This window comes from Brevundimonas sp. R86498, assembly GCF_044598075.1.
In the GTDB taxonomy this organism is placed as follows: Bacteria; Pseudomonadota; Alphaproteobacteria; order Caulobacterales; family Caulobacteraceae; genus Brevundimonas.
Map to the genome: position 1 here is coordinate 280,631 of NZ_CP139004.1, position 19,199 is coordinate 299,829.

The following is a 19,199-nucleotide window of genomic DNA, read 5'->3' on the forward strand; positions in this document are numbered from 1 at the left end:
TCAGGTTTTCAGCCGGTAGCCGGTCTTGAAGATCCAGCCGACGATCGCCAGGCACACGATCAGGAACCCGAAGGTGGCCGCAAGGCTCCACACGATCGGCACATCCCCCGTCCCGTAGAAGCTCCAGCGGAAACCCGAGATCAGATAGACCACCGGATTGAACAGGGTCACCGTCCGCCACGCCGGCGGCAGCATGTCGATCGAATAGAAGGATCCACCGAGGAAGGTCAGCGGCGTCACGATCAGCATGGGGATGAACTGCAGTTGTTCGAAACTGTTGGCCCAGATGCCGATGATGAAGCCGAACAGGCTGAAGGTGGTCGAGATCAGGATCAGGATCGCCAGCATCCACACCGGGTGCAGGATCTGCAGCGGCACGAAGAAGGCCGCCGTCCCCAGGATGATCAGCCCCAGCACGGCGGACTTGGTCGCCGCCGCCCCGACATAGGCCAGCACGATCTCGAACGGCGATACCGGCGCGCTCAGCAACTCATAGATGGTGCCGGTGAACTTGGGGAAATAGATGCCGAAACTGGCGTTGAAGATCGACTGTGTGAACAGGCTCAGCATGATCAGCCCGGGCACGATGAAGGCCCCGTAGGGCACGCCGTCGATCTCGGTCATGGCCGAGCCGATGGCCGAGCCGAACACCACGAAATACAGGGCCGTGGTGATGACGGGGGTGACGATCGACTGCCAGATGGTGCGGAGCGCCCGCGCCATCTCGAACCGGTAGATGGCCCAGACGCCGTATCCGTTGAAACTCATGCGGCGGCTCCGACCGGGCTGTCCCGATGCACCAGGCTGACGAAAATGTCCTCCAGCGAGCTCTGGCGGGTGTTCAGGTCCCTGAAGGCGATGCCGAGGTCCGACAGCCGTCGCAGCAGCGACGGCACCCCGGTGTGGTCGGCGTTGGAGTCGAAGACATATTCCAGCTCATGGCCCTCCGCGCGCAGCGTCAGGTCCCAGTCCGCCAGCTCGGCGGGCAACACCGCCAGCGGATCCTGCAGGTTCAGGGTCAGGGTCTTGCGCCCCAGCTTCTTCATCAGTTCGGTCTTGTCCTGCACCAGGATCAGCTCGCCCTTCAGGATCACCCCCACCCGGTCGGCCATCTCCTCGGCTTCCTCGATGTAATGGGTGGTCAGGATGATGGTGACGCCGCTGTCGCGCAGACGCCGGACCAGGTTCCACATGTCGCGACGCAACTCGACGTCCACCCCCGCCGTCGGCTCATCGAGGAACAGGATGTCGGGCTGGTGGCTCAGGGCCTTGGCGATCATGACCCGACGCTTCATCCCGCCGCTCAGGGTCATGATTTTCGCGTCCTTCTTGTCCCACAGGCTGAGGTCCCTCAGCACCTGCTCGATGAAGGCCGGGTCCGGGGCCTTGCCGAACAGGCCGCGGCTGAAGGTGACCGTGGCGATGACCGTCTCGAAGGCATCGGTGGTCAGTTCCTGGGGCACCAGGCCGATCTTCATCCGCGCCTGACGAAAGTCTTTCTGGATGTCGTGGCCATCGGCGACCACTGTGCCGGCCGTCGGCGAGACGATGCCACAGATGATCGAGATCAGCGTGGTCTTGCCCGCGCCGTTGGGTCCCAGCAGGGCGAAGATTTCGCCCTTGCCGATCTGCAGGTTCGTGGGCTTCAGCGCCTGCAGACCCGAGGCATAGGTCTTGGCGACGCCCCTGATATCGATGACCGACGTCATTGGGCGCAGCCCCTTCACCGGCCGCAGCGCCGTGACCGCAATATGGCGATGGCGGGGCATCACTCAACCCCGGACGGGAGCCTTTCTCGAGCGTTGCGCGTTGACCGGCGCTCACTTTTTCACAGGACCCCATGCCCGCACTCGCCTCCACCCTGAACCGCGCCCGCGCCGGTCTGGCCGCCATGGGCGAGGCTGGGCGCCGGCGATCGGCCCTGCTCCGGCGGGTCCCGCCCCTGTCTACCCTGCTCGAGATCGCGGCCCGCATCGGCTACGGCGCACGCGGCTTTGTCTATCTCTCGATCGGCGCGATCACCCTGATGGCGGCACTGGATGTCGTAGGCGACGCCGTCGGGTCCAGCGGGGCCATCCAGATGGTAGCCGAACAGCCGTTCGGGCGAGTGTGGCTGATCCTGCTGGGCCTGGGCCTGTGGGCCTTTGTGCTGTGGCGGGTGCTGCAGTCGGTGTTCGATGCCGACCATGAGGGCAAGACCTCGAAAGCTTTGATGGTGCGGGCCGGTCAGGCGGTCAGCGGCCTCTTCTACGGCCTGCTCGCATCCGGTGTGTTTGAGTTGCTTGACGAGTTTCCGGCGCGATCCGGGACGGAGGACGTCGCGGAAAACCAGCAGAAAGCCGCGACCCTCCTGGCGTTGCCTTTCGGGAGCTGGCTCCTTCTTGGCGTGGGTCTGCTCATTCTCGGCGTCGGAGCGGGCAATGTTATCAAGGGCCTGCGCGCCGACTTCGGAGAGGCCCTGTCCTGCTCGGCCACCCTGTGTCGTCGACTGACGCCCATTGCGCGGGCCGGCTATGTCGCCCGGGGGCTGGCCTATCTGCCGCTTGGCGTGTTCGTTGTGCTGGCGGGCCTGCAGTCCAGCGCGGCCGAGGTCAGCAGTTTCGGACAGGCGCTCGAACTCGCTGGAGACGCGTCCGGGCGGCAGCTGGGTTCTGGCGGCCACCGCCTGCGGGCTCATGGCCTTCGGAGCGTTCGCCTTCGTCGAGGCGCGATTCCGCCGTATTCGGCCCCCGCGCGATCTGGACGCCTGACCGGCGCGCGCTTTCGCCGCGTCCGCCGGACGGAGTTCCCCCGTATCTTCGGTCTCCCGAACCGCAGGACACCGACGATGAGCCTCCGCACCCTGACCCTCGCGACCGTCGCCCTGCTCGGGCTCGGGGCCTGCGCCACCTCCATCCCCGCCAGTCAGGTCCGGGCCCCGCAACCCGCGCGCGCCGTCGATCTGGAGCGCTTCTATACCGGGCGCTGGCTTGAGATCGCCCGGCTGCCGATGCGCCTGACCGACGGCTGTGTCGCCGGCGCGACCAGCTATGTCATCCGCAGCCCGACCCGCGTCGACGTCCGCGACACCTGTCAGGTCGACACGCCGACGGGCCGGGAAAAGGCCATCGGGGCAGACGGCACGATCCTGGATCCCGGTTTCAACGCCAAACTCCGGGCCCGCTATGTGGGCGGTCTGATCACCTGGGAGTACTGGGTGCTGGATCACGCCGAGGACTACAGCTGGTTCATCTCGGCCGATCCGAAGTTCGAGAAACTCTGGATCTACACCCGTGAGGTGCCGGACGCGGCGGAGCGGGCGGCGCTCGTCGAGCGGGCCCGCAATCTGGGCTATGATGTCAGCCGGCTCGAATTCCCGGCCTTTTGAGGGCTTACGACATGCGCCGCCGTCCTGTCCTGCTGACCGCCCTTTCCGCGTCGCTCCTTGTCGCCGGCTGCGGCGGCGGGCCCCTCGCCCCGCCCGGGGCGACCTTCGGACCGGACCCGAAACTGGTCGCGCCCCACCGCAACCTGATCGCACCGACGGTCAACATCGCACCGGCCGTCGGATGGCCGGAAGGACGGAAACCGACCGCGCTGGAGGGGTTTGTGGTTCAGGCGTTCGCCTCCGACCTTGACCATCCCCGCTGGCTCTATCGCCTGCCGAATGGCGACATCCTGGTGGCCGAGACCAATGCCCCACCCAAACCCGAGGGCAAGTCCGGCGGCCTGCGCGGCTGGGTCATGGGGCTGGTGATGAAACGGGCGGGTGCCGCCCCGGCCAGCGCCAATCGGATCACCCTGCTGCGGGACGCCGACGGAGACGGGGCGGCCGAGGTCCGCACCGCCTTCCTCGAAAATCTGTTCTCGCCCTTTGGCATGGCCCTGGTCGGCGACCGGCTCTATGTCGCCAATGCCGATTCGGTCGTGTCCTTCCCCTATCAGACCGGCCAGACCCGGATCACCGCGACCGCGACCCCGGTCGCGGCCCTGCCGGCGGGTCGCAATCATCACTGGACCAAAAGCCTCGTCGCCTCCTCGGACGGGACCCGGCTCTATGTCGGCGTCGGTTCCAACTCCAACATCGCGGAGCACGGCCTGGACGAGGAGGTCGGGCGGGCGGCGATCCACGAGATCGACATCGCGACCGCGACCACCCGCATCTTCGCCTCCGGGCTGCGCAACCCCGTGGGCATGGCGTGGCAGCCCGACAGCGGGGCGCTGTGGGTTGCGGTCAATGAGCGCGACGAGCTCGGCAACGACCTTGTGCCCGACTACATGACCTCGGTGCGGGACGGCGGATTCTACGGCTGGCCCTGGAGCTACTACGGGCAGGTCGTCGATTCCCGCGTCACCCCGCAGTCACCGGAGCGCGTCGCGACAGCCCTGTCGCCCGACTATGCGCTGGGGGCGCACACTGCCTCCCTTGGGCTGACCTTCTACGACGGCGCAGCCTTCCCGGCCGGCTACACCGGAGGGGCCTTCGTCGGCCAGCACGGCTCCTGGAACAGAAGTCCGCGGTCCGGCTACAAGGTCATCTTTGTGCCGTTCGCCGACGGAAAGCCGTCCGGCCCTCCCCGGGACTTCCTCACTGGCTTCCTGACGGAGGACGGTGAGGCCATGGGGCGTCCGGTCGGTGTCCAGGTCGACGGCACCGGTGCCCTGCTCGTCGCCGACGATGTCGGCAATGTGATCTGGCGGGTCGCACTGGCGCGCTGAGGGCTCAGGGTCGACAGGAACCGGGGCGTGGGCGCCACGGCCGGACGGAAACGCCGAAGACCGGCGTTCAGGATTTAGGCACCGGTTGACCCGGGCACGGCGCTTGTTCATCACCGGTTCGACTTGCATATGAATACGGAGCGACTGCGACCATGGGTCTGGCGGCCAATATCAGACGTGACCTGAAGTTCGCGTCCGGTCTGCGTCGTCTGCTCAAGCGGATCAAGCCGATCGCGCTCGATGGCGACGTCCTGGTCTGCGACGACTTTGAGGAAGCCGTCGACCAGTTCGCGGACAATGTCGCGGTCGAGGACGAGCATCGCTCGCTGACCTATCGTGACCTTGACGCCATGGCCAACCGCTATGGTCACTGGGCGCGGAGTCGCAATCTTCGCCGCTCGGACGTGATCGGCCTGGTGATGACCAACCGGGTGGAGTACCTCGCCGCATGGCTCGGCTTCTCCAAGGTCGGGATCGCCACCGCCCTGATCAACACGAACCTGTCCGGCGAGGCACTCGCCCACTGCCTCAATATCGCCGGTGTCGCCACCGTCGTGGCCGATGAGGAGACCTGGCGGCGGTGCGAGGAAGCCAGACCCTTCGTCACCCGGACCATGGCCCTCTGGGTTCTGGGCCTGAAAGAGAGCGACGAGGTTTCCGAACGGCGTGGCCTCGACAATGCGGTCCGCAGCGGGTCCTCCGTCCGGCTGGCGCGCAGCCTCCGCAGTGGGATCACAAATCGCGACACGGCGCTGTTCATCTTCACATCGGGCACGACAGGCATGCCCAAGGCGGCGCGCATCCATCACGCCCGGGCCCGGACCTATATGCGGGCCTTCGCAGGAGCCACGGCCTCGACGCGGAAGGATCGGATCTTCAACGTCCTTCCCCTGTATCATTCCACCGGTGGGCTGGTCGGCGTGGGCCCGGCCCTGCTGAACGGCGGCCGCCTCATCCTGCGACGCAAATTCTCGGCCTCTTCCTTCTGGCGCGACGTCAATGCCACCGAGGCGACCCTGTTCGTCTATATCGGCGAGCTTTGCCGCTATCTGGTGAACTCGCCGGCCCAGGACGGGGAGCGCGGTCATCGCCTGCGCCTCGCCTTCGGAAACGGGCTGAGACCGGATGTCTGGCCCGAGTTCCAGAGCCGGTTCGCCATTCCCGAGATCCTCGAGTTCTACGGCTCGACCGAAGGCAACGTCTCCCTGTTCAACTTCGACGGCAAGCCGGGCTCGATCGGCCGGGTGCCCAGGCTCCTCCGGAGCCAGATCAACATCCGCCTGGTGCGTTTCGACGTCGATACCGAAGAGCCCGTCCGCCTTGCCAACGGCCTGTGCCAGGAGACCTCGGTGGGCGAGATCGGCGAAGCCATCGGCGTCATCAGCGACAATATCCGCCACGACTTCACCGGCTATGCGGACAAGGCCGCCTCGGAGAAGAAGATCCTGACAGACGTGTTCCAGCGCGGTGATCGCTGGTTCCGGACCGGCGACCTGATGCGTCAGGATTCCGAGGGCTATTTCTATTTCATCGACCGGATCGGCGACACCTACCGGTGGAAGGGCGAGAACGTCTCGACCGCCGAGGTCGAGCAGCGCCTCGTCAATGCGCCGGGCGTGAAAGAGGTCATCGCCTACGGTGTCCCTGTCCCGGGGGCCGAGGGCAAGGCCGGCATGGTGACGCTGGTCGTCGACGGGCGATTCTCGGCGAAGGAGTTCGCCGCCTTCGCCGACGAGCAACTGCCCTTCTACGCGCGACCGGTTTTCGTCCGTCTGGCCAAGACCCTCGAAACGACCGGCACGTTCAAATACCGCAAGATCGACCTGGTGACCGAGGGCTTCGACCCGAGCAAGGTCGATGGGCCGCTCTATGTCCGCGGCGGCAAGGCGGGCTATCAGAAACTCTCGCCCGAAGGCTTCCTTGCGATCCAGAACGGCTCAACCCGGCTCTGATCGCAACCGCCCCTTAATCAATAACGGCGATGTTCGGGCTCTCTCGCGCTCAGGACAGACTGCCTCATCATGCTCCAGATCATCGGCATCGTCCTCCTGTTCGGTATGGTGTTCGGCGGCTACACCATCGCCGGCGGGAAGATGGGGGTCATTCTTCACTCCCTCCCCTATGAGATGATGATGATCGGCGGATCGGCCGTGGCCGCGCTGGTCATGTCCAATTCCGGCTCCACGCTGAAAGGCCTGCTGGGCAGCTTCGGCCTGATGTTCGGCGGCAACAAGTGGAAGAAGAAGGACTATGTGGAGCTGCTGTCGCTGCTGTTCCAGCTGACCAAGACCATGAAATCCAAGGGGGTGATCGCTCTCGAAAGCCACATCGAAAAGCCCGCCGAAAGCACCATCTTCCAGAAATACCCCAAGGTCCTGAAGGACCATTTCGCCACGGATTTCATCTGCGACACCCTGCGGATGATGACCATGAACCTCGAGGATCCCCACCAGATCGAGGACGCCATGGAAAAGCAGCTTGAAAAGCACCATCACGAGGCGCTTGGCCCCGCGCATGCGCTTCAGAACATGGCCGACGCCCTGCCCGCACTCGGCATCGTCGCGGCCGTGCTCGGGGTGATCAAGACCATGGCGGCCATTACCGAGCCGCCCGAGGTCCTCGGTGGCATGATCGGCGGGGCGCTCGTCGGCACCTTCCTCGGCGTGTTCCTCGCCTATGGCCTGGTCGGCCCGCTCGCGGCACGCCTGACCGAGGTCGTCAACGGCGATAGCGCCTATTACAAGATCATCCAGTCGGTGCTGGTCGCCCACCTGCACGGCAACGCGGCCCAGATCTCGGTCGAGCTTGGCCGGGGCGACATCCCGAGCGCGGCCCAACCCTCGTTCCTGGAAATGGAAGAGGCCCTCGCCGCCGCACCCGCGGACGCCTGATCGCCCGGACGGCCTGTCCGGTCGCGACCGGATCTAGCTGTGATCAGAGCGGATGGCCCTCGCCTGGATGTTCCACACAGCCGATCACGAACGCGTGAGGATTTCGCTTGCGCTTCCGCTCACGTTCCCGTTATCTGCGGCCAGCGAGGATTCATGACCTCGCGTGAACCCTTCTGAAGGATACCCACCATGCGCATCGTTGCTCTGATCGCCGCCTCGGCCGCCGCTCTGGCCCTGGCCGCCTGCCAACCCGCCGCCGAAGACACCGCCGCTGACGCCTCGGCTGACGCCGCTGCCGCCGCCGACACCGCCACGGACGCTGCTGCCACCGCCGACGCCGCTGCGACCGACGCCGCTGCCGCCGCTGGTGAAGCCGCTGCTGCTGCCGCCGCTGCTCCGGCCGCTGACGGTGCGATGGCCCCGGCTGCCGACGCTGCCGCTGCTCCGGCCGCTCACTAAGACCACGACCGGACCGGTTTCGACCGGTTCATCGGAAAGGGGTCGCCTTCGGGCGGCCCCTTTTTTCGTGCCCGCGGCCTGACGCCGGGCCCGACGCGGGTATAGATCGCCGCCATGACCCCGCCGGACGACCGCGCCCCCCGACTGATCTGGACCGAGGCCGGCGAGCCCCGCTCCGACCGGTATGGCGATGTCTATTTCTCGGCCCAGGACGGACTGGCCGAGAGCCGCACGGTCTTCCTTCAGGGCTGCGGCCTCCCGAACGCCTGGGCTGACCGAAACCACTTCACCGTCGCCGAGCTCGGCTTCGGCACCGGCCTGAACATCGTCGCCCTTCTGGACCTGTGGCGACGCACCCGCCCGGACGGTGCCCGGCTCCAGGTCTTCACGGTCGAGGGCCACCCCCTGTCCGTCGCGGACGCCGGACGGGCTCTCCACGCCTGGCCAGCGCTCGCGGACATCAGCGCAGCCCTATTGGCCGGCTGGCCCCCGCAGACCCCCGGCTTTCACCGCATCGACCTCCCGGATCTCGGTGCCGTGATTGATGTTGCCGTCGGCGAGGTCGAACAGGTTTTGTCGGACTGGAGCGGCCCGGCCGACGTCTGGTTCCTTGACGGCTTCTCGCCCGCGCTCAACCCGGCCATGTGGTCAGACGCCGTCCTCGACCTCATCGCCGCCCGCTCCGCCCCAGACGCGCGCCTGGCCACCTTCACCGTCGCAGGGGCCGTGCGCCGGGGTCTGGCCCACCGGGGCTTCGTCGTGGACAAGCGCCCGGGTCATGGCCGCAAGCGCGAGCGGCTGGAGGGCCGCCTGCCCGGTCCGCCGCCCGCCTGCCCCCCCTCCCCCTCCATTGTCGTCGTCGGGGCCGGGATCGCGGGGGCCTCCGTCGTCCGCGCCCTGCGCGCGGCCGGCCTGTCGCCCCGTCTGATCGAGGCCGAGGGTCCCGGAGCCGGGGCCTCAGGCTTCCCAGCCGCCCTCGTTACGCCCCGCTTCGATCTCGGCGATCCCGCCATCGCCGGCCTGTTCGCCCAGACCCTCGAGCGCGCCGACGCCCTCTATAGCCAGGTCCCCGGGGCCATCCTCGCCCGCAGCGTGCTTCAGCTACCCGCCACGGAGCGCGACGCCGCCCGCTTCGACCGCATCGCGGCCCAGCCGCTCTGGCTAGAGGGGGCGCTCCGCCCCGTCGACTGCGCCCGGGCCTCGACCCGGGCCGGGGAGGCCCTCGACGACCCGGGCCTCGACATGACCACCGCCTTCACCCTGGCTCCGGCGGCGGTCCTGACCGACTGGCTGGCGGGAACCCCGCTTGTGCCCGGCCGGGCCGACCGGATCGAGCCCGCCCCCGGCGGCTGGTGCGTCCGGGACGCGCAGGGTGCCCCTCTGGCCGAGTTGGAGGTCGTGGTCGTGTGCGCCGGGGCCGGGACCGTGGCCCTGCTCCCCGACCTCGTCCTGTCCCCGGTGCGGGGCCAGGCCGACTGGGTCAGCGGCATCACCGCCCCGGCCCTGGCCTGGGGCGGCTATGTCGCGCCGACAGCGGACGGGCTGCTGTTCGGGGCGACACACGACCGGGACCAGACCGCCACCGACGTGCGGCCGGAGGACTCGGCCCGCAACCGCGCGACCTTGGCGGCCCGCCTGCCCGAACTGGCCGCGCGTCTCGACCCTTCGGCCGTCCGGTCCCGGGCCGCCCTGCGCGCCACCACCCGCGACCGCCTGCCAGTCGTCGGGCCCATCCCGGACCAGCCCGGCCTGTTCGTCCTCGGCGGACTTGGCTCCCGCGGCCATTGCCTCGCCCCGCTACTGGCCGAGCATCTGGTCGCCGAAATCCTCGCCCACCCGTCGCCCCTGCCCCGCGCGGTGGTGGACAGGCTCTCCCCCGCTCGGCCGGTGCTTCGCCCGGTTGCGCAACCGGAACAGAAGGCAGACGCTGTGTCATGAGATCCCCTGAGGAGAACACCATGTCCCGCCATGCCCTGGTCCCCGCCGTCCTGCTCGCCACGCTGGCCGCCTGCGCCCCCGCAGCTCCGGGAGGGTCCAGTGCCCTGTCTGCCGCAAGCGACCGCGCCCCGCGTCAGTGCTTTCAGGCCCGGCAGATCATCAATTTCCGCGAAGGCGACGACCAGCAGATCTATCTCCGGGTCCTCGGCGGCGAGGTCTTCGCCCTCGCGTCTGTCGGATGCTGGGACCTGGCCGGTGCCAACGCCCTCAGCGTGACCCCTGCCATCGGCGGTAGCGACCGGATGTGTGTGGGCGACACAGCGGAGATCGCCATTGCCAACGCCTCCCTGCCGCGGGGACCGTGCCGCGCCCGGATCGACCGCGTCCTGACCGAGGCAGAAATCACGGCCCTACCCTCCCGGCAGCGCCCCTGAGCCTCAGGCCTTCTGGGCGTAGCCCAGCCGTTGGTTCAGCTTCTCGATCAGGTCGATGGCCGTCTCGGCGATGACCGAGCCGGGCGGATAGACGGCCGCAGCGCCCAGATCGATCAGGGTCTGCACATCGCCGGGCGGGATCACCCCGCCCACAGTGATCATGATGTCGGGCCGCCCCAGCTTCTCCAGCTCGGCCTTCAGCTCGGGCACCAGCGTCAGGTGCCCGGCCGCCAGCGACGACGCCCCGACCACATGGACATTGTTTGCGACGGCGTCGCGCGCGGCTTCTGCCGGGGTCTGGAACAGCGGCCCGGCCACGGCGTCCAGCCCCAGGTCACCATAGGCCGTCGCCACCACCTTCTGGCCCCGGTCGTGCCCGTCCTGCCCCAGTTTGGCGATCAGGATGCGCGGCGGCCCGCCGTCATTCTCGACGAAGGCGGCGACCATGTCCCGGGCCCGGCTGATGCGCGCATCGGTCCCCGCCTCGCGGGCATAGACCCCCGACACCGTCTTGACGGTCGCCACATGCCGGCCGAAGGCGGCCTCCAGCGCGTCGGACATCTCGCCGACCGTCGCATGGGCGCGACCGGCGCGGACGCACAGCTCCAGCAGGTTCTCCGACCCTCGCGCGCCCTCGGTCAGGGCGGTCAGCGCCGCCTGCACCGCCGCCTCGTCCCGTTCGGCCCTCAGGCGTTTCAGCTTGTCGATCTGGGCCGCCAGCACGGCGGCGTTGTCGACCTTCATCACCGGGATATCGTCGGGCGTGTCGTTCAGATAGCGGTTTACCCCGACCACGGTCTGCTGGCCGGTGTCGATCCGCGCCTGCGTCCGGGCCGCCGCCTCCTCGATCCGCAGCTTGGGCACGCCCGCCTCGATCGCCGCCGCCATGCCGCCCAGCGCGCGCACCTCGGCCATATGGGCCCGTGCCCGCTCGGCCAGCTCGTGGGTCAGCCGCTCCACGAAAAAGCTGCCGCCCCACGGGTCGATCACCCGGGTCAGCCCGGTCTCCATCTGCAGCAGCAGCTGGGTGTTCCTCGCGATCCGGGCCGAGAAATCCGTCGGCAGGGCCAGGGCCTCGTCCAGCGAATTGGTATGCAGCGACTGCGTCTGGCCGCCCGCCGCTGCCATGGCCTCGACCATGGTGCGGGGCACATTGTTGAACACGTCCTGGGCCGCCAGCGACCAGCCCGAGGTCTGGCAATGGGCACGTAGCGACAGGCTGCGCGGGTCCCTGGGCGCGAACTCGGCCTGCACCGCCTCGGCCCACAGCAGGCGGCCGGCGCGCAGCTTGGCCACCTCCATGAAATAGTCCATGCCGATGGCCCAGAAGAAGCTGAGGCGCGGCGCGAACCGGTCGACGTCCATGCCGGCGGCGACGCCCGCCCGGATGTATTCCAGCCCGTCGGACAGGGTGTAGGCCAGCTCCAGATCGGCCGAGGCCCCTGCCTCCTGCATGTGATAGCCGCTGATCGAGATGGAGTTGAACTTCGGCGTCTCCTGCGCCGTCCAGGCGAAGATGTCGGCGATGATCCGCATCGAGGGCCCGGGCGGATAGATATAGGTGTTCCGGACCATGAACTCCTTGAGGATGTCGTTCTGGATGGTTCCGGTCAGGGCGGCGTGGGCCACACCCTGCTCCTCGGCCGCGACGACATAGAGGGCCAGGATCGGCAGCACCGCCCCGTTCATGGTCATCGACACCGACATCTGATCCAGCGGAATACCGTCGAACAGGGTCCGCATGTCGAGGATGGAATCGATCGCCACCCCCGCCATGCCGACGTCGCCGGCGACGCGCGGATGGTCGGAATCGTAGCCGCGGTGGGTGGCCAGATCGAAGGCGATCGACAGCCCCTTCTGCCCTGCCGCGAGGTTGCGCCGGTAGAAGGCGTTCGACGCCTCGGCGGTCGAGAAGCCCGCATATTGCCGGATGGTCCAGGGGTTGGACGCATACATGGTCGGATAGGGCCCGCGCACGAACGGCGCGAACCCGGGCAGGCCGTCGGTGAAGTCGAGATCGGCGATGGCCGCCGCGTCATAGACGGGGGCGATGTCGATGCCTTCGGGCGTCCGGATCGCCGCCCGCCCCGGCAGGCCGGCCAGCGGTGACAGGTCGAGCTTCGCCTTGGTGAAATCGGGCAGGCTCATGCGCCCGTCTCCTGCTCAAACGCTTCGGCCCACCGCATCGGCACCAGCGGCACGCATCGATCGCCCCCACAATCCGGAGCGCCTGACCGGTCCGCCTTGACCGCCACCGGCCGCACGTCCGGATCGACGAACTTCGTTACACCCACGATCTGCCCGCCGCCGTCGGTGAGCGCGCGCTGGCCCGCCACCCGCGACGCAGCCACCCGCGCCTGAAATGCCCCGCCGCGCAGGGAGGCGATGATCCCGCCCTCCCGCTCAATCCGCTGGAACTCGGCCCAGCCCGCCTCGGCCAGGTCCCGCGTGCGATGATCCAGATACCAGGAACCGGCCGACGGATCGGCAACGCGGCCGATGTGCGCCTCTTCCATCAGGACCAGCTGGGTGTTGCGGGCCGCGCGACGGGCAAAGGCGTCGGGCCGCCCCGCCGCCCGGCTGAATCCGTCCAGCACCACCGCATCCGCCCCGCCGACAGCGCCCGCGAACCCCGCCGCCGTCAGCCGCAACAGATTGGGCCACGGATCGCGCGCCGCCAGCATCCGCCGCGACGACCGGGCTTCGATTCGCGCCGGTGTCTCATGACCGAAGGCCTTGCTGATCGAGCGCCAGATCAGCCGCAGGGCCCGCACCCGGGCCAGGCTGTCGAAATACTCGGCATCGACGCTGACCCCCAGCACCGTGCCGGCAAGGGCCCGCTCGACCGGCAGGCTCGCCTCAACCGCCGCCTTCAGACAGGCTGCCGCACAGGCGGCGGCGAAACCCAGTTCCTGCCCGGCCGAGGCTCCGGCCTCATGGGCCGCCCGGCCCGTGGCCAGAAAGAAAGTCGCCTCCGGATAGGCCCCAGCATGGCGTGCGGCCGTATTGGCGGCCAGACCGATGTGGTCCTCGATCGGCCGGGGCGACCCGCCCGCCGTCGCATAGGCCCCCAGCGGGTCCAGGTGGAACATCAGCTTCGCGCGCGGCGAACCTTTGGCCACGACCGCCAGCGCATTGGCCGCGTCCGGCCCGTCGATGCCGCCATCCAGCCCGACCGGGGCCAGCTCCAGCGCCACCCCCGCCAGCGCCCGGCCCAGAGGCTCGGAATCGGCCAACACCGCGCCCGACAGGATGATCGAGGCCGCCCCGCCCTCGAGATCCGCCAGCACCGCCGCATTGACCGCCCCGGCCTCATCGCCCTCGATCAGGGTGCGCAGGTCCCAGGCCCGGCCGTCGGCGTCCGACGCGCGAGGCGCGAACACCGCCTCGGTCGCATTGGCCCGGCCATACAGGGGCCGGGTGGTCAGATGGTCGGCATCCAGATGGATCAGGCCCTCAAGCGGCCGTCCCTTCAGCGCCTTCTCGGCCTCCGCGCGCCAGTCGGCCGGCGAGGGGATGGGGAAGGTCTGGGTCAAGGCGAACTCCGGGATGGCGAGGCGGCCCTTTTGCGACCGCGCCGCCGCCCCGTCCAGTCCGGCCTTGGGGGCGCTGCCGGTGAAAAGGGCGTACCAGCTACGTCGTTCCGGAATTTATTCCCGACGCCCTGTTGCGGACGACAGGGCGGATCCCAATGTCCCGTTCCGGTCTTTGACAGGTCGAACCGACGCGGTCCCGCCATGGGTCGGGAGGCTGTCAATTTCGCATAATCTCGTCACCGTGACATTTCCAGACCGATTTCATCCTTGAAATCACAGGCTTTTTCTTCAGGCGTCACCTTGAGTCACCCTGTTTTGAGTCAGGGGTGACTCTTGCCCCCCGGTCCGGTCGCCCGCCGCTTCAGACCTTCGCCGGGGCGTTCCTCGGCGGCAGGATTTGGATGACCAGCAGGGCGATCAGATCGGCCGAGGCGGTGACAGGCCGGACCTCAATCTCTGGTCAGGCGGCGGCCACGACCGCGCAGTGGATCTCGCCCACGCCCGAGAAGCTGCAGACCGAGCGGGCCCCGACCGGCACGCTGTGAACACCCGTGACCGCGCCCGTGGAGACCAGCGTGCCCGCCACCACCGGCCGGCCGCGACGCGCCAGATGCTCGATCAGGAAGCGCACGGACTCGAGAATCCCGGCCGGAATGGAGGCGGCCGTCCCGGTCCCGATGGAGCGACCGTCGATAATCGTCTCGACCTCGATGCCGTCCAGCCGGGCGGCCCAGTCCTCGATCTCGGGCCCCAGCACGAGGCCGCCGTTGTTGCCGAAATCGGACGCAACCACGGCAGAGCCCAGGTCATTGATGGTTGGCAGGGGACTGCCCGCCAGTTCGACGCCAATGTGCAGGGCCGAGACGGCGCGCGTTGCCTCCTCGAGCGTCCAGTCCATCTGGTGGGGATCGACCGGCCCGACGCGTGCGACGAACTCGGCCTCGACCGCCGCGAACCCGCCGACGATCGCCGGCAGCGCCGTGGGATCGGGGCCCGCCAGCCAGAGATTGCGCCGGAACACCGGCCCGGCGAGACGGCGGGCGTTCAGCGTCGGCTGCTGGGCCGGTGGTACCATCCCGACCTTCCAGGCCACGATCTCGTCCGGGAACAGGCCGATTGCGACCTCCTGGGTCGCATAGGCCTCCGCCATACTGACCGGCTTCTGCCCGGGATAGTCCGGCAGGCAGAACCGCCCCAGGCGCGCCTCGACAAAACCCGCCGCAATGTCCGCTGCCGCTTCGCCCCGTTTCTGAACGTCCGCCATGGTCACGCTGCGTCCGCCGGCTGGTTATGAATGCCCGTCACGTCCCGTCCCGCTATTGTTATGTCATCCGCCGGTCTCTCGCCGGAAACCGATGATTGAAGGGGATGGTAACCGGTGTCAACGGCCCTCGGGGAGGGCATTGTCTGGCGGTGCTATGGCATGGCGTCCAACCCCCGGGGGATGTAAGACTGCGGCTCTCTCCGCGAGATCCAGCTTGACCGACGACGACGCAACAGTTGCACCGACAGGGCACAGACCCGGCAAGCGCCCGACGATCAACGATGTCGCCCGGGTTGCCGGGGTCTCGAAAAAGACCGTGTCGCGGGTCATCAACCAGTCGCCCTTTGTGCGCGAGGAAACCCGCATCCGGGTTACCTCCGTAATCGCCGATCTGGGGTTCACCCCCGACCTCCAGGCGCGGGGACTGGCTTTCCGTCGGTCCTTCCTCGTGGGGATGATCTACGACAACCCCAGCCCCAACTACGTCGTCAATATGCAGCAGGGCGTCCTCGACGCGCTGCGGGGCTCCGGCCTCGAACTGGTCGTCCACCCCTGCCTGCGCACTGCCCCCACCGTCGTCGCCGACATCCGCACCTTCGTTGAGCGGCAGAAGCTGTTCGGGGTGATCCTCCCCCCCTCAATGTCGGAGGATGAACGGGTCATCGCGGTGCTACGCGATCTCGACTGCCCCTATGTCCGCATCGCCTCGGTGTCGCTGGACGCGGCGGGCTCCATGCTCGTCACCAACGACCATCTGGGCGCGGCCGAGGCAGGTCGCCATCTGGCGGATCTCGGCCATCGTCGAATCGGCTTCATCTCCGGACCCGCTCTGTTCCGCTCCAGCGCGGAACGCGGTGGCGGGTTTCGCCGGGCCCTTGCCGAGCGCGGATTGACGCTCGACGAGCGCTACGTCGCAGAGGGGGCCTATACGTTCGAATCCGGCGTCGACGCCGCCCGGGTTCTGCTGGCGCTCGATCCGCGACCGACCGCGATCTTCACCGGCAATGACGAAATGGCCCTCGGCGTCTTCAAGGTCGCACGCGACCTCGGCCTTGAAATCCCCCGCGACCTTTCGGTCGTCGGCTATGACGATCTGCCCATGGCTTCCCGGGTCTGGCCGAACCTGACCTCGGTGCGGCTGCCGATCCGCGACATGGGGAGGATGGCCGCCGAGCGCCTTCTGGCCCCGATGCGCGGCCTTGACCCTGCCGACCTGGGCCAGCCGGAAGTTCTGCCGTCGCTGGTTGTCAGGGACTCAGCGACGGCCTTTAAGGCTTGAGGCGGCGAGGCTCTCAGCCCCGTTTCGAGCGCATCAGATGATGCCCTTGATGTAGTTCCGAATCCCCTCGTCCCGCGCATTGGCGAAGAAGTATTCGGAGAAGCGTTCGCCGGCGACAGTTGCCTTCAGCAGATCCTGATCGACGCTCTGCAGCACCGTCAGCATGTCCCGGCAAGTGACGTCCTTCAGGGTTTTGAGGATGCCGCGATTCTTGGCCATGATCTCTGCGCGCTCCTTGGGATAGCCAAGGCCACGCTCGCCCTCGAACAACTTTCGGTAGACGTCTTGCAGGTTCAGTTCGGCCGCCCATCCGAATCCCTTGGCGTACGGCATCGAGATGGCGTTACCGTCATTGATCTGGGCGAAAAGGAACGCGTCGGTCGGGTCGATCACCAGGCCGCAGAACACTCCGGGCATGGCGTTGCAGGCCAGCATGGAGCCCATGCCCGTGCCGCATCCCGTCACCACGAAATCAGCCGCTCCGGAGTTGAGCAGAACCCCCGTCAGGATACCGTTCATGACATAGGTCAGCGAGGACTTGTCCTCGGCCGTGTACATACCGTAGTTGAAGACCTCATGGCCCAGCGGCTCCGCCACGGCCGTCAGGGCGGTGTGAATAGTGGCGTTCTTGGCGGCCTGGCTGTTCTCGGTGATGAGTGCGATTTTCATGATTTTCCTCTTCGGCATTGGCCGGGCGGGGCCGCCATCGTTTGCAAGCGGATATGACACCGGTTACCAGTAGGCACAACCCGCAGTGATCATTCGCATGATGATCTGCATGTATGTCTTGTCAGCAGAACCAGGATTAATCGATGCCCGTCAGCCACTTTGACCTGACCGGTAAGGTCGCGCTTGTCACCGGCGGGAACACCGGGATCGGTCAGGGCATCGCCCTCGCACTCGCTGAGGCCGGGGCCTCGATCGCCTCAGTCGCCCGTCGCGCCTCGGACGACACCGTTGGCCAGTGCCTCGCCAAGGGCGTGAAGGCGGTCTCCATTCAGGCCGACCTCGGCTCAATGGAACCGATCGAGCGCGTTCTGGACGAAGCGACGGCCGGGCTCGGCCCCGTCGACATCCTGGTCAACAATGCCGGCATCATCCGACGCGCGGACGCCGTGGATTTCACCGAAGCCGACTGGGACGACGTGATGAACGTCAATCTGAAGTCAGTCTTCTTCCTCAGCCAGGCCACTGTGCGCCGCATGATCGCCGACGGCCGTCGGGGCAAGATTATCAACACGGCCTCGATGCTGTCCTATCAGGGCGGCATCCGGGTCCCGTCCTACACGGCGTCCAAGTCAGGCGTGGCCGGTCTGACCAAGCTGATGGCCAATGAATGGGCGAAACACGGCATCAACGCCAACGCCATCGCCCCCGGCTATTTCGCCACCGACAACACCCAGGCCCTGCAGGACGATCCAGTCCGCTCGAAAGAGATCCTCGGCCGCATCCCCGCCGGCCGCTGGGGCCAGCCGTCCGACATCGGCGGCGCGGCGGTCTTTCTGGCCAGTCCGGCCAGCGACTATGTCCAGGGCATCACACTCCCGGTCGACGGTGGCTGGCTGGCGCGCTGATCAGCGGCTAGCGTAACGGCATGACCCAATCGAAAGCCCGCGGCCGCATCCTCTGCTTCGGCGAGTTGATGCTGCGTCTGACGCCTGACAACGGCGAACTGCTGATGCAGTCGCCCGCGATGACCGTCCGGCCCGGTGGTGCCGAGGCCAATGTCGCGGTGGCTCTCGCCCGCTACGGCGCGCCGGCGGCCCTGGCCACGGTCCTGCCCGATAATGCCCTGGGCCACGCTGCCCGGGACGAGGTCCGCAAGCACGGGGTCGACACAGCCGGCGTCCAGTTCCGACCCGGTCGGATCGGGCTATATTTCCTGACCCCCGGGGCCGTGCGGCGGCCATCGGAGGTGCTCTACGACCGCGCCGGTTCGGCATTCGTCCAGCATGTCGACGGAGCCATGGATTGGGCGAGCCTGCTGCAGGAGGTCGAGTGGCTACATCTGTCGGGCGTCACCCCCGCGACCGGCCCCTCCGGCTCAGCAGCCGCTCTCGGGGCCATCGCCGCCGCCACGGCCGCGGGGGTCAAGGTCAGCTTCGACGGCAATTTCCGCGGCAAGCTGTGGGCCGAATGGGCCGGTGATCCGCCGCGTATCCTGGGCCAGATGTTGGCGGGATCCAGCCTCGCCTTCGCCGACGATCGTGATTTTGCCCTCGTGCTGGGCCGGTCCTTCGACCATGCCGAACCGGCCGAGCGGCGCCGCGCCGCTGCCAAGGCCGCCTTTGAGGCCTGGCCGACGCTGGAGCGGATCTGCTGCACCCTGCGCGTCAATGACAGCGTTCAGGACCAGACTCTGTCGGCGGTCATGATCACCCGCGACGGCGAGCATCACGCCGCCCCCATCGCGCTGACCGGGGTCATCGACCGGGTCGGCGGCGGCGACGCCTTTGCCTCCGGCGTGCTGTTCGGGATCTGGAGCGGCTGGTCCAATGACGAGGCCCTGGCCTTCGGCTTGGCAGCAGCCGGCCTTAAGCATTCAATCCCCGGCGACTTCAACCTGTTTGACCAGACCCAGGTGCGGTCTGCCATGGCCGCCGACGGGTTCGACATCCGTCGCTGATCGCCCTCTAGGAAACCGGTGTCAGCGGTGTATCGTGCGACCCAGCGGTCGTCAGAACCGCCTGTAGGAAACGG

The 19,199-nt window shown here is 67.8% G+C and carries 16 protein-coding genes and 2 pseudogenes; 12 read left to right on the plus strand and 6 right to left on the minus strand.

The window, feature by feature from the left end; translation table 11 throughout:
- A complete protein-coding gene (locus SJY26_RS01490) occupies positions 1–768 on the minus strand; it encodes an ABC transporter permease (RefSeq protein ID WP_396594402.1) in 768 nt (255 codons plus the stop codon).
- Positions 765–1,709 (minus strand): ABC transporter ATP-binding protein, encoded by a 945-nt coding sequence (locus tag SJY26_RS01495; protein WP_396595687.1) that lies wholly within the window; start codon positions 1,707–1,709, stop codon positions 765–767. Before SJY26_RS01495 ends, SJY26_RS01490 begins: the two co-directional genes overlap by 4 nt.
- Before the next feature lie 317 nt (positions 1,710–2,026).
- Here SJY26_RS01495 and SJY26_RS01500 point away from each other — a divergent pair.
- The 9 genes and pseudogenes from SJY26_RS01500 to SJY26_RS01540 form a co-directional block, all read left to right on the plus strand.
- Positions 2,027–2,380: pseudogene (locus tag SJY26_RS01500) on the plus strand (DUF1206 domain-containing protein); the annotation flags it as partial.
- Between the two features lie 133 nt (positions 2,381–2,513).
- The gene (locus tag SJY26_RS01505) at positions 2,514–2,750 is read left to right on the plus strand and encodes a DUF1206 domain-containing protein (RefSeq protein WP_396595688.1); all 237 of its coding nucleotides are present in this window, start codon (positions 2,514–2,516) and stop codon (positions 2,748–2,750) included.
- A gap of 197 nt (positions 2,751–2,947) precedes the next feature.
- Positions 2,948–3,367: pseudogene (locus SJY26_RS01510) on the plus strand (lipocalin family protein); the annotation flags it as partial.
- 11 nt (positions 3,368–3,378) lie between these two features.
- A complete protein-coding gene (locus SJY26_RS01515) occupies positions 3,379–4,698 on the plus strand; it encodes a PQQ-dependent sugar dehydrogenase (RefSeq protein ID WP_396594403.1) in 1,320 nt (439 codons plus the stop codon).
- 152 nt (positions 4,699–4,850) lie between these two features.
- Complete coding sequence (locus tag SJY26_RS01520) at positions 4,851–6,650, plus strand: long-chain-acyl-CoA synthetase (protein ID WP_396594404.1); 1,800 nt, start codon at positions 4,851–4,853, stop codon at positions 6,648–6,650.
- Between the two features lie 69 nt (positions 6,651–6,719).
- Positions 6,720–7,589: a flagellar motor stator protein MotA gene (motA, locus tag SJY26_RS01525; RefSeq protein WP_396594405.1), complete on the plus strand. Its 870-nt coding sequence runs from the start codon at positions 6,720–6,722 to the stop codon at positions 7,587–7,589.
- 189 nt (positions 7,590–7,778) lie between these two features.
- Positions 7,779–8,048 (plus strand): hypothetical protein, encoded by a 270-nt coding sequence (locus SJY26_RS01530; protein WP_396594406.1) that lies wholly within the window; start codon positions 7,779–7,781, stop codon positions 8,046–8,048.
- Positions 8,049–8,162: 114 nt separating this feature from the next.
- Positions 8,163–9,986, plus strand: a complete 1,824-nt coding sequence (gene mnmD / locus SJY26_RS01535) for a tRNA (5-methylaminomethyl-2-thiouridine)(34)-methyltransferase MnmD (RefSeq protein ID WP_396594407.1) — start codon at positions 8,163–8,165, stop codon at positions 9,984–9,986.
- Positions 9,987–10,006: 20 nt separating this feature from the next.
- The gene (locus tag SJY26_RS01540; RefSeq protein ID WP_396594408.1) at positions 10,007–10,420 is read left to right on the plus strand and encodes a DUF6491 family protein; all 414 of its coding nucleotides are present in this window, start codon (positions 10,007–10,009) and stop codon (positions 10,418–10,420) included.
- A 3-nt stretch (positions 10,421–10,423) separates the two neighbouring features.
- On the opposite strand, the gene scpA is transcribed toward SJY26_RS01540, so the two are convergent.
- The 3 genes from scpA to SJY26_RS01555 form a co-directional block, all read right to left on the minus strand.
- The gene (gene scpA / locus SJY26_RS01545; protein ID WP_396594409.1) at positions 10,424–12,568 is read right to left on the minus strand and encodes a methylmalonyl-CoA mutase; all 2,145 of its coding nucleotides are present in this window, start codon (positions 12,566–12,568) and stop codon (positions 10,424–10,426) included.
- Positions 12,565–13,956 carry a methylmalonyl-CoA mutase family protein gene (locus SJY26_RS01550; protein ID WP_396594410.1) on the minus strand — a complete coding sequence of 464 codons (1,392 nt, stop codon included), beginning with the start codon at positions 13,954–13,956 and terminating at the stop codon, positions 12,565–12,567. Before SJY26_RS01550 ends, scpA begins: the two co-directional genes overlap by 4 nt.
- Positions 13,957–14,416: 460 nt before the next feature.
- A complete protein-coding gene (locus tag SJY26_RS01555) occupies positions 14,417–15,220 on the minus strand; it encodes a 2-keto-4-pentenoate hydratase (RefSeq protein ID WP_396594411.1) in 804 nt (267 codons plus the stop codon).
- A gap of 214 nt (positions 15,221–15,434) precedes the next feature.
- Between SJY26_RS01555 and SJY26_RS01560 the strand changes: the two genes are divergently transcribed.
- Positions 15,435–16,499 (plus strand): LacI family DNA-binding transcriptional regulator, encoded by a 1,065-nt coding sequence (locus SJY26_RS01560; RefSeq protein WP_396594412.1) that lies wholly within the window; start codon positions 15,435–15,437, stop codon positions 16,497–16,499.
- Positions 16,500–16,532: 33 nt separating this feature from the next.
- Here SJY26_RS01560 and SJY26_RS01565 read toward each other — a convergent pair whose 3' ends face one another.
- Positions 16,533–17,168 carry an RpiB/LacA/LacB family sugar-phosphate isomerase gene (locus SJY26_RS01565; protein ID WP_396594413.1) on the minus strand — a complete coding sequence of 212 codons (636 nt, stop codon included), beginning with the start codon at positions 17,166–17,168 and terminating at the stop codon, positions 16,533–16,535.
- 143 nt (positions 17,169–17,311) lie between these two features.
- On the opposite strand from SJY26_RS01565, the gene kduD reads away from it, so the two are divergent.
- Entirely contained in the window at positions 17,312–18,073 is a 762-nt protein-coding gene (kduD, locus tag SJY26_RS01570) for a 2-dehydro-3-deoxy-D-gluconate 5-dehydrogenase KduD (RefSeq protein ID WP_396594414.1), read from the plus strand.
- A 20-nt stretch (positions 18,074–18,093) separates the two neighbouring features.
- A complete protein-coding gene (locus SJY26_RS01575; protein ID WP_396594415.1) occupies positions 18,094–19,125 on the plus strand; it encodes a sugar kinase in 1,032 nt (343 codons plus the stop codon).
- Positions 19,126–19,199: the final 74 nt, after the last annotated feature.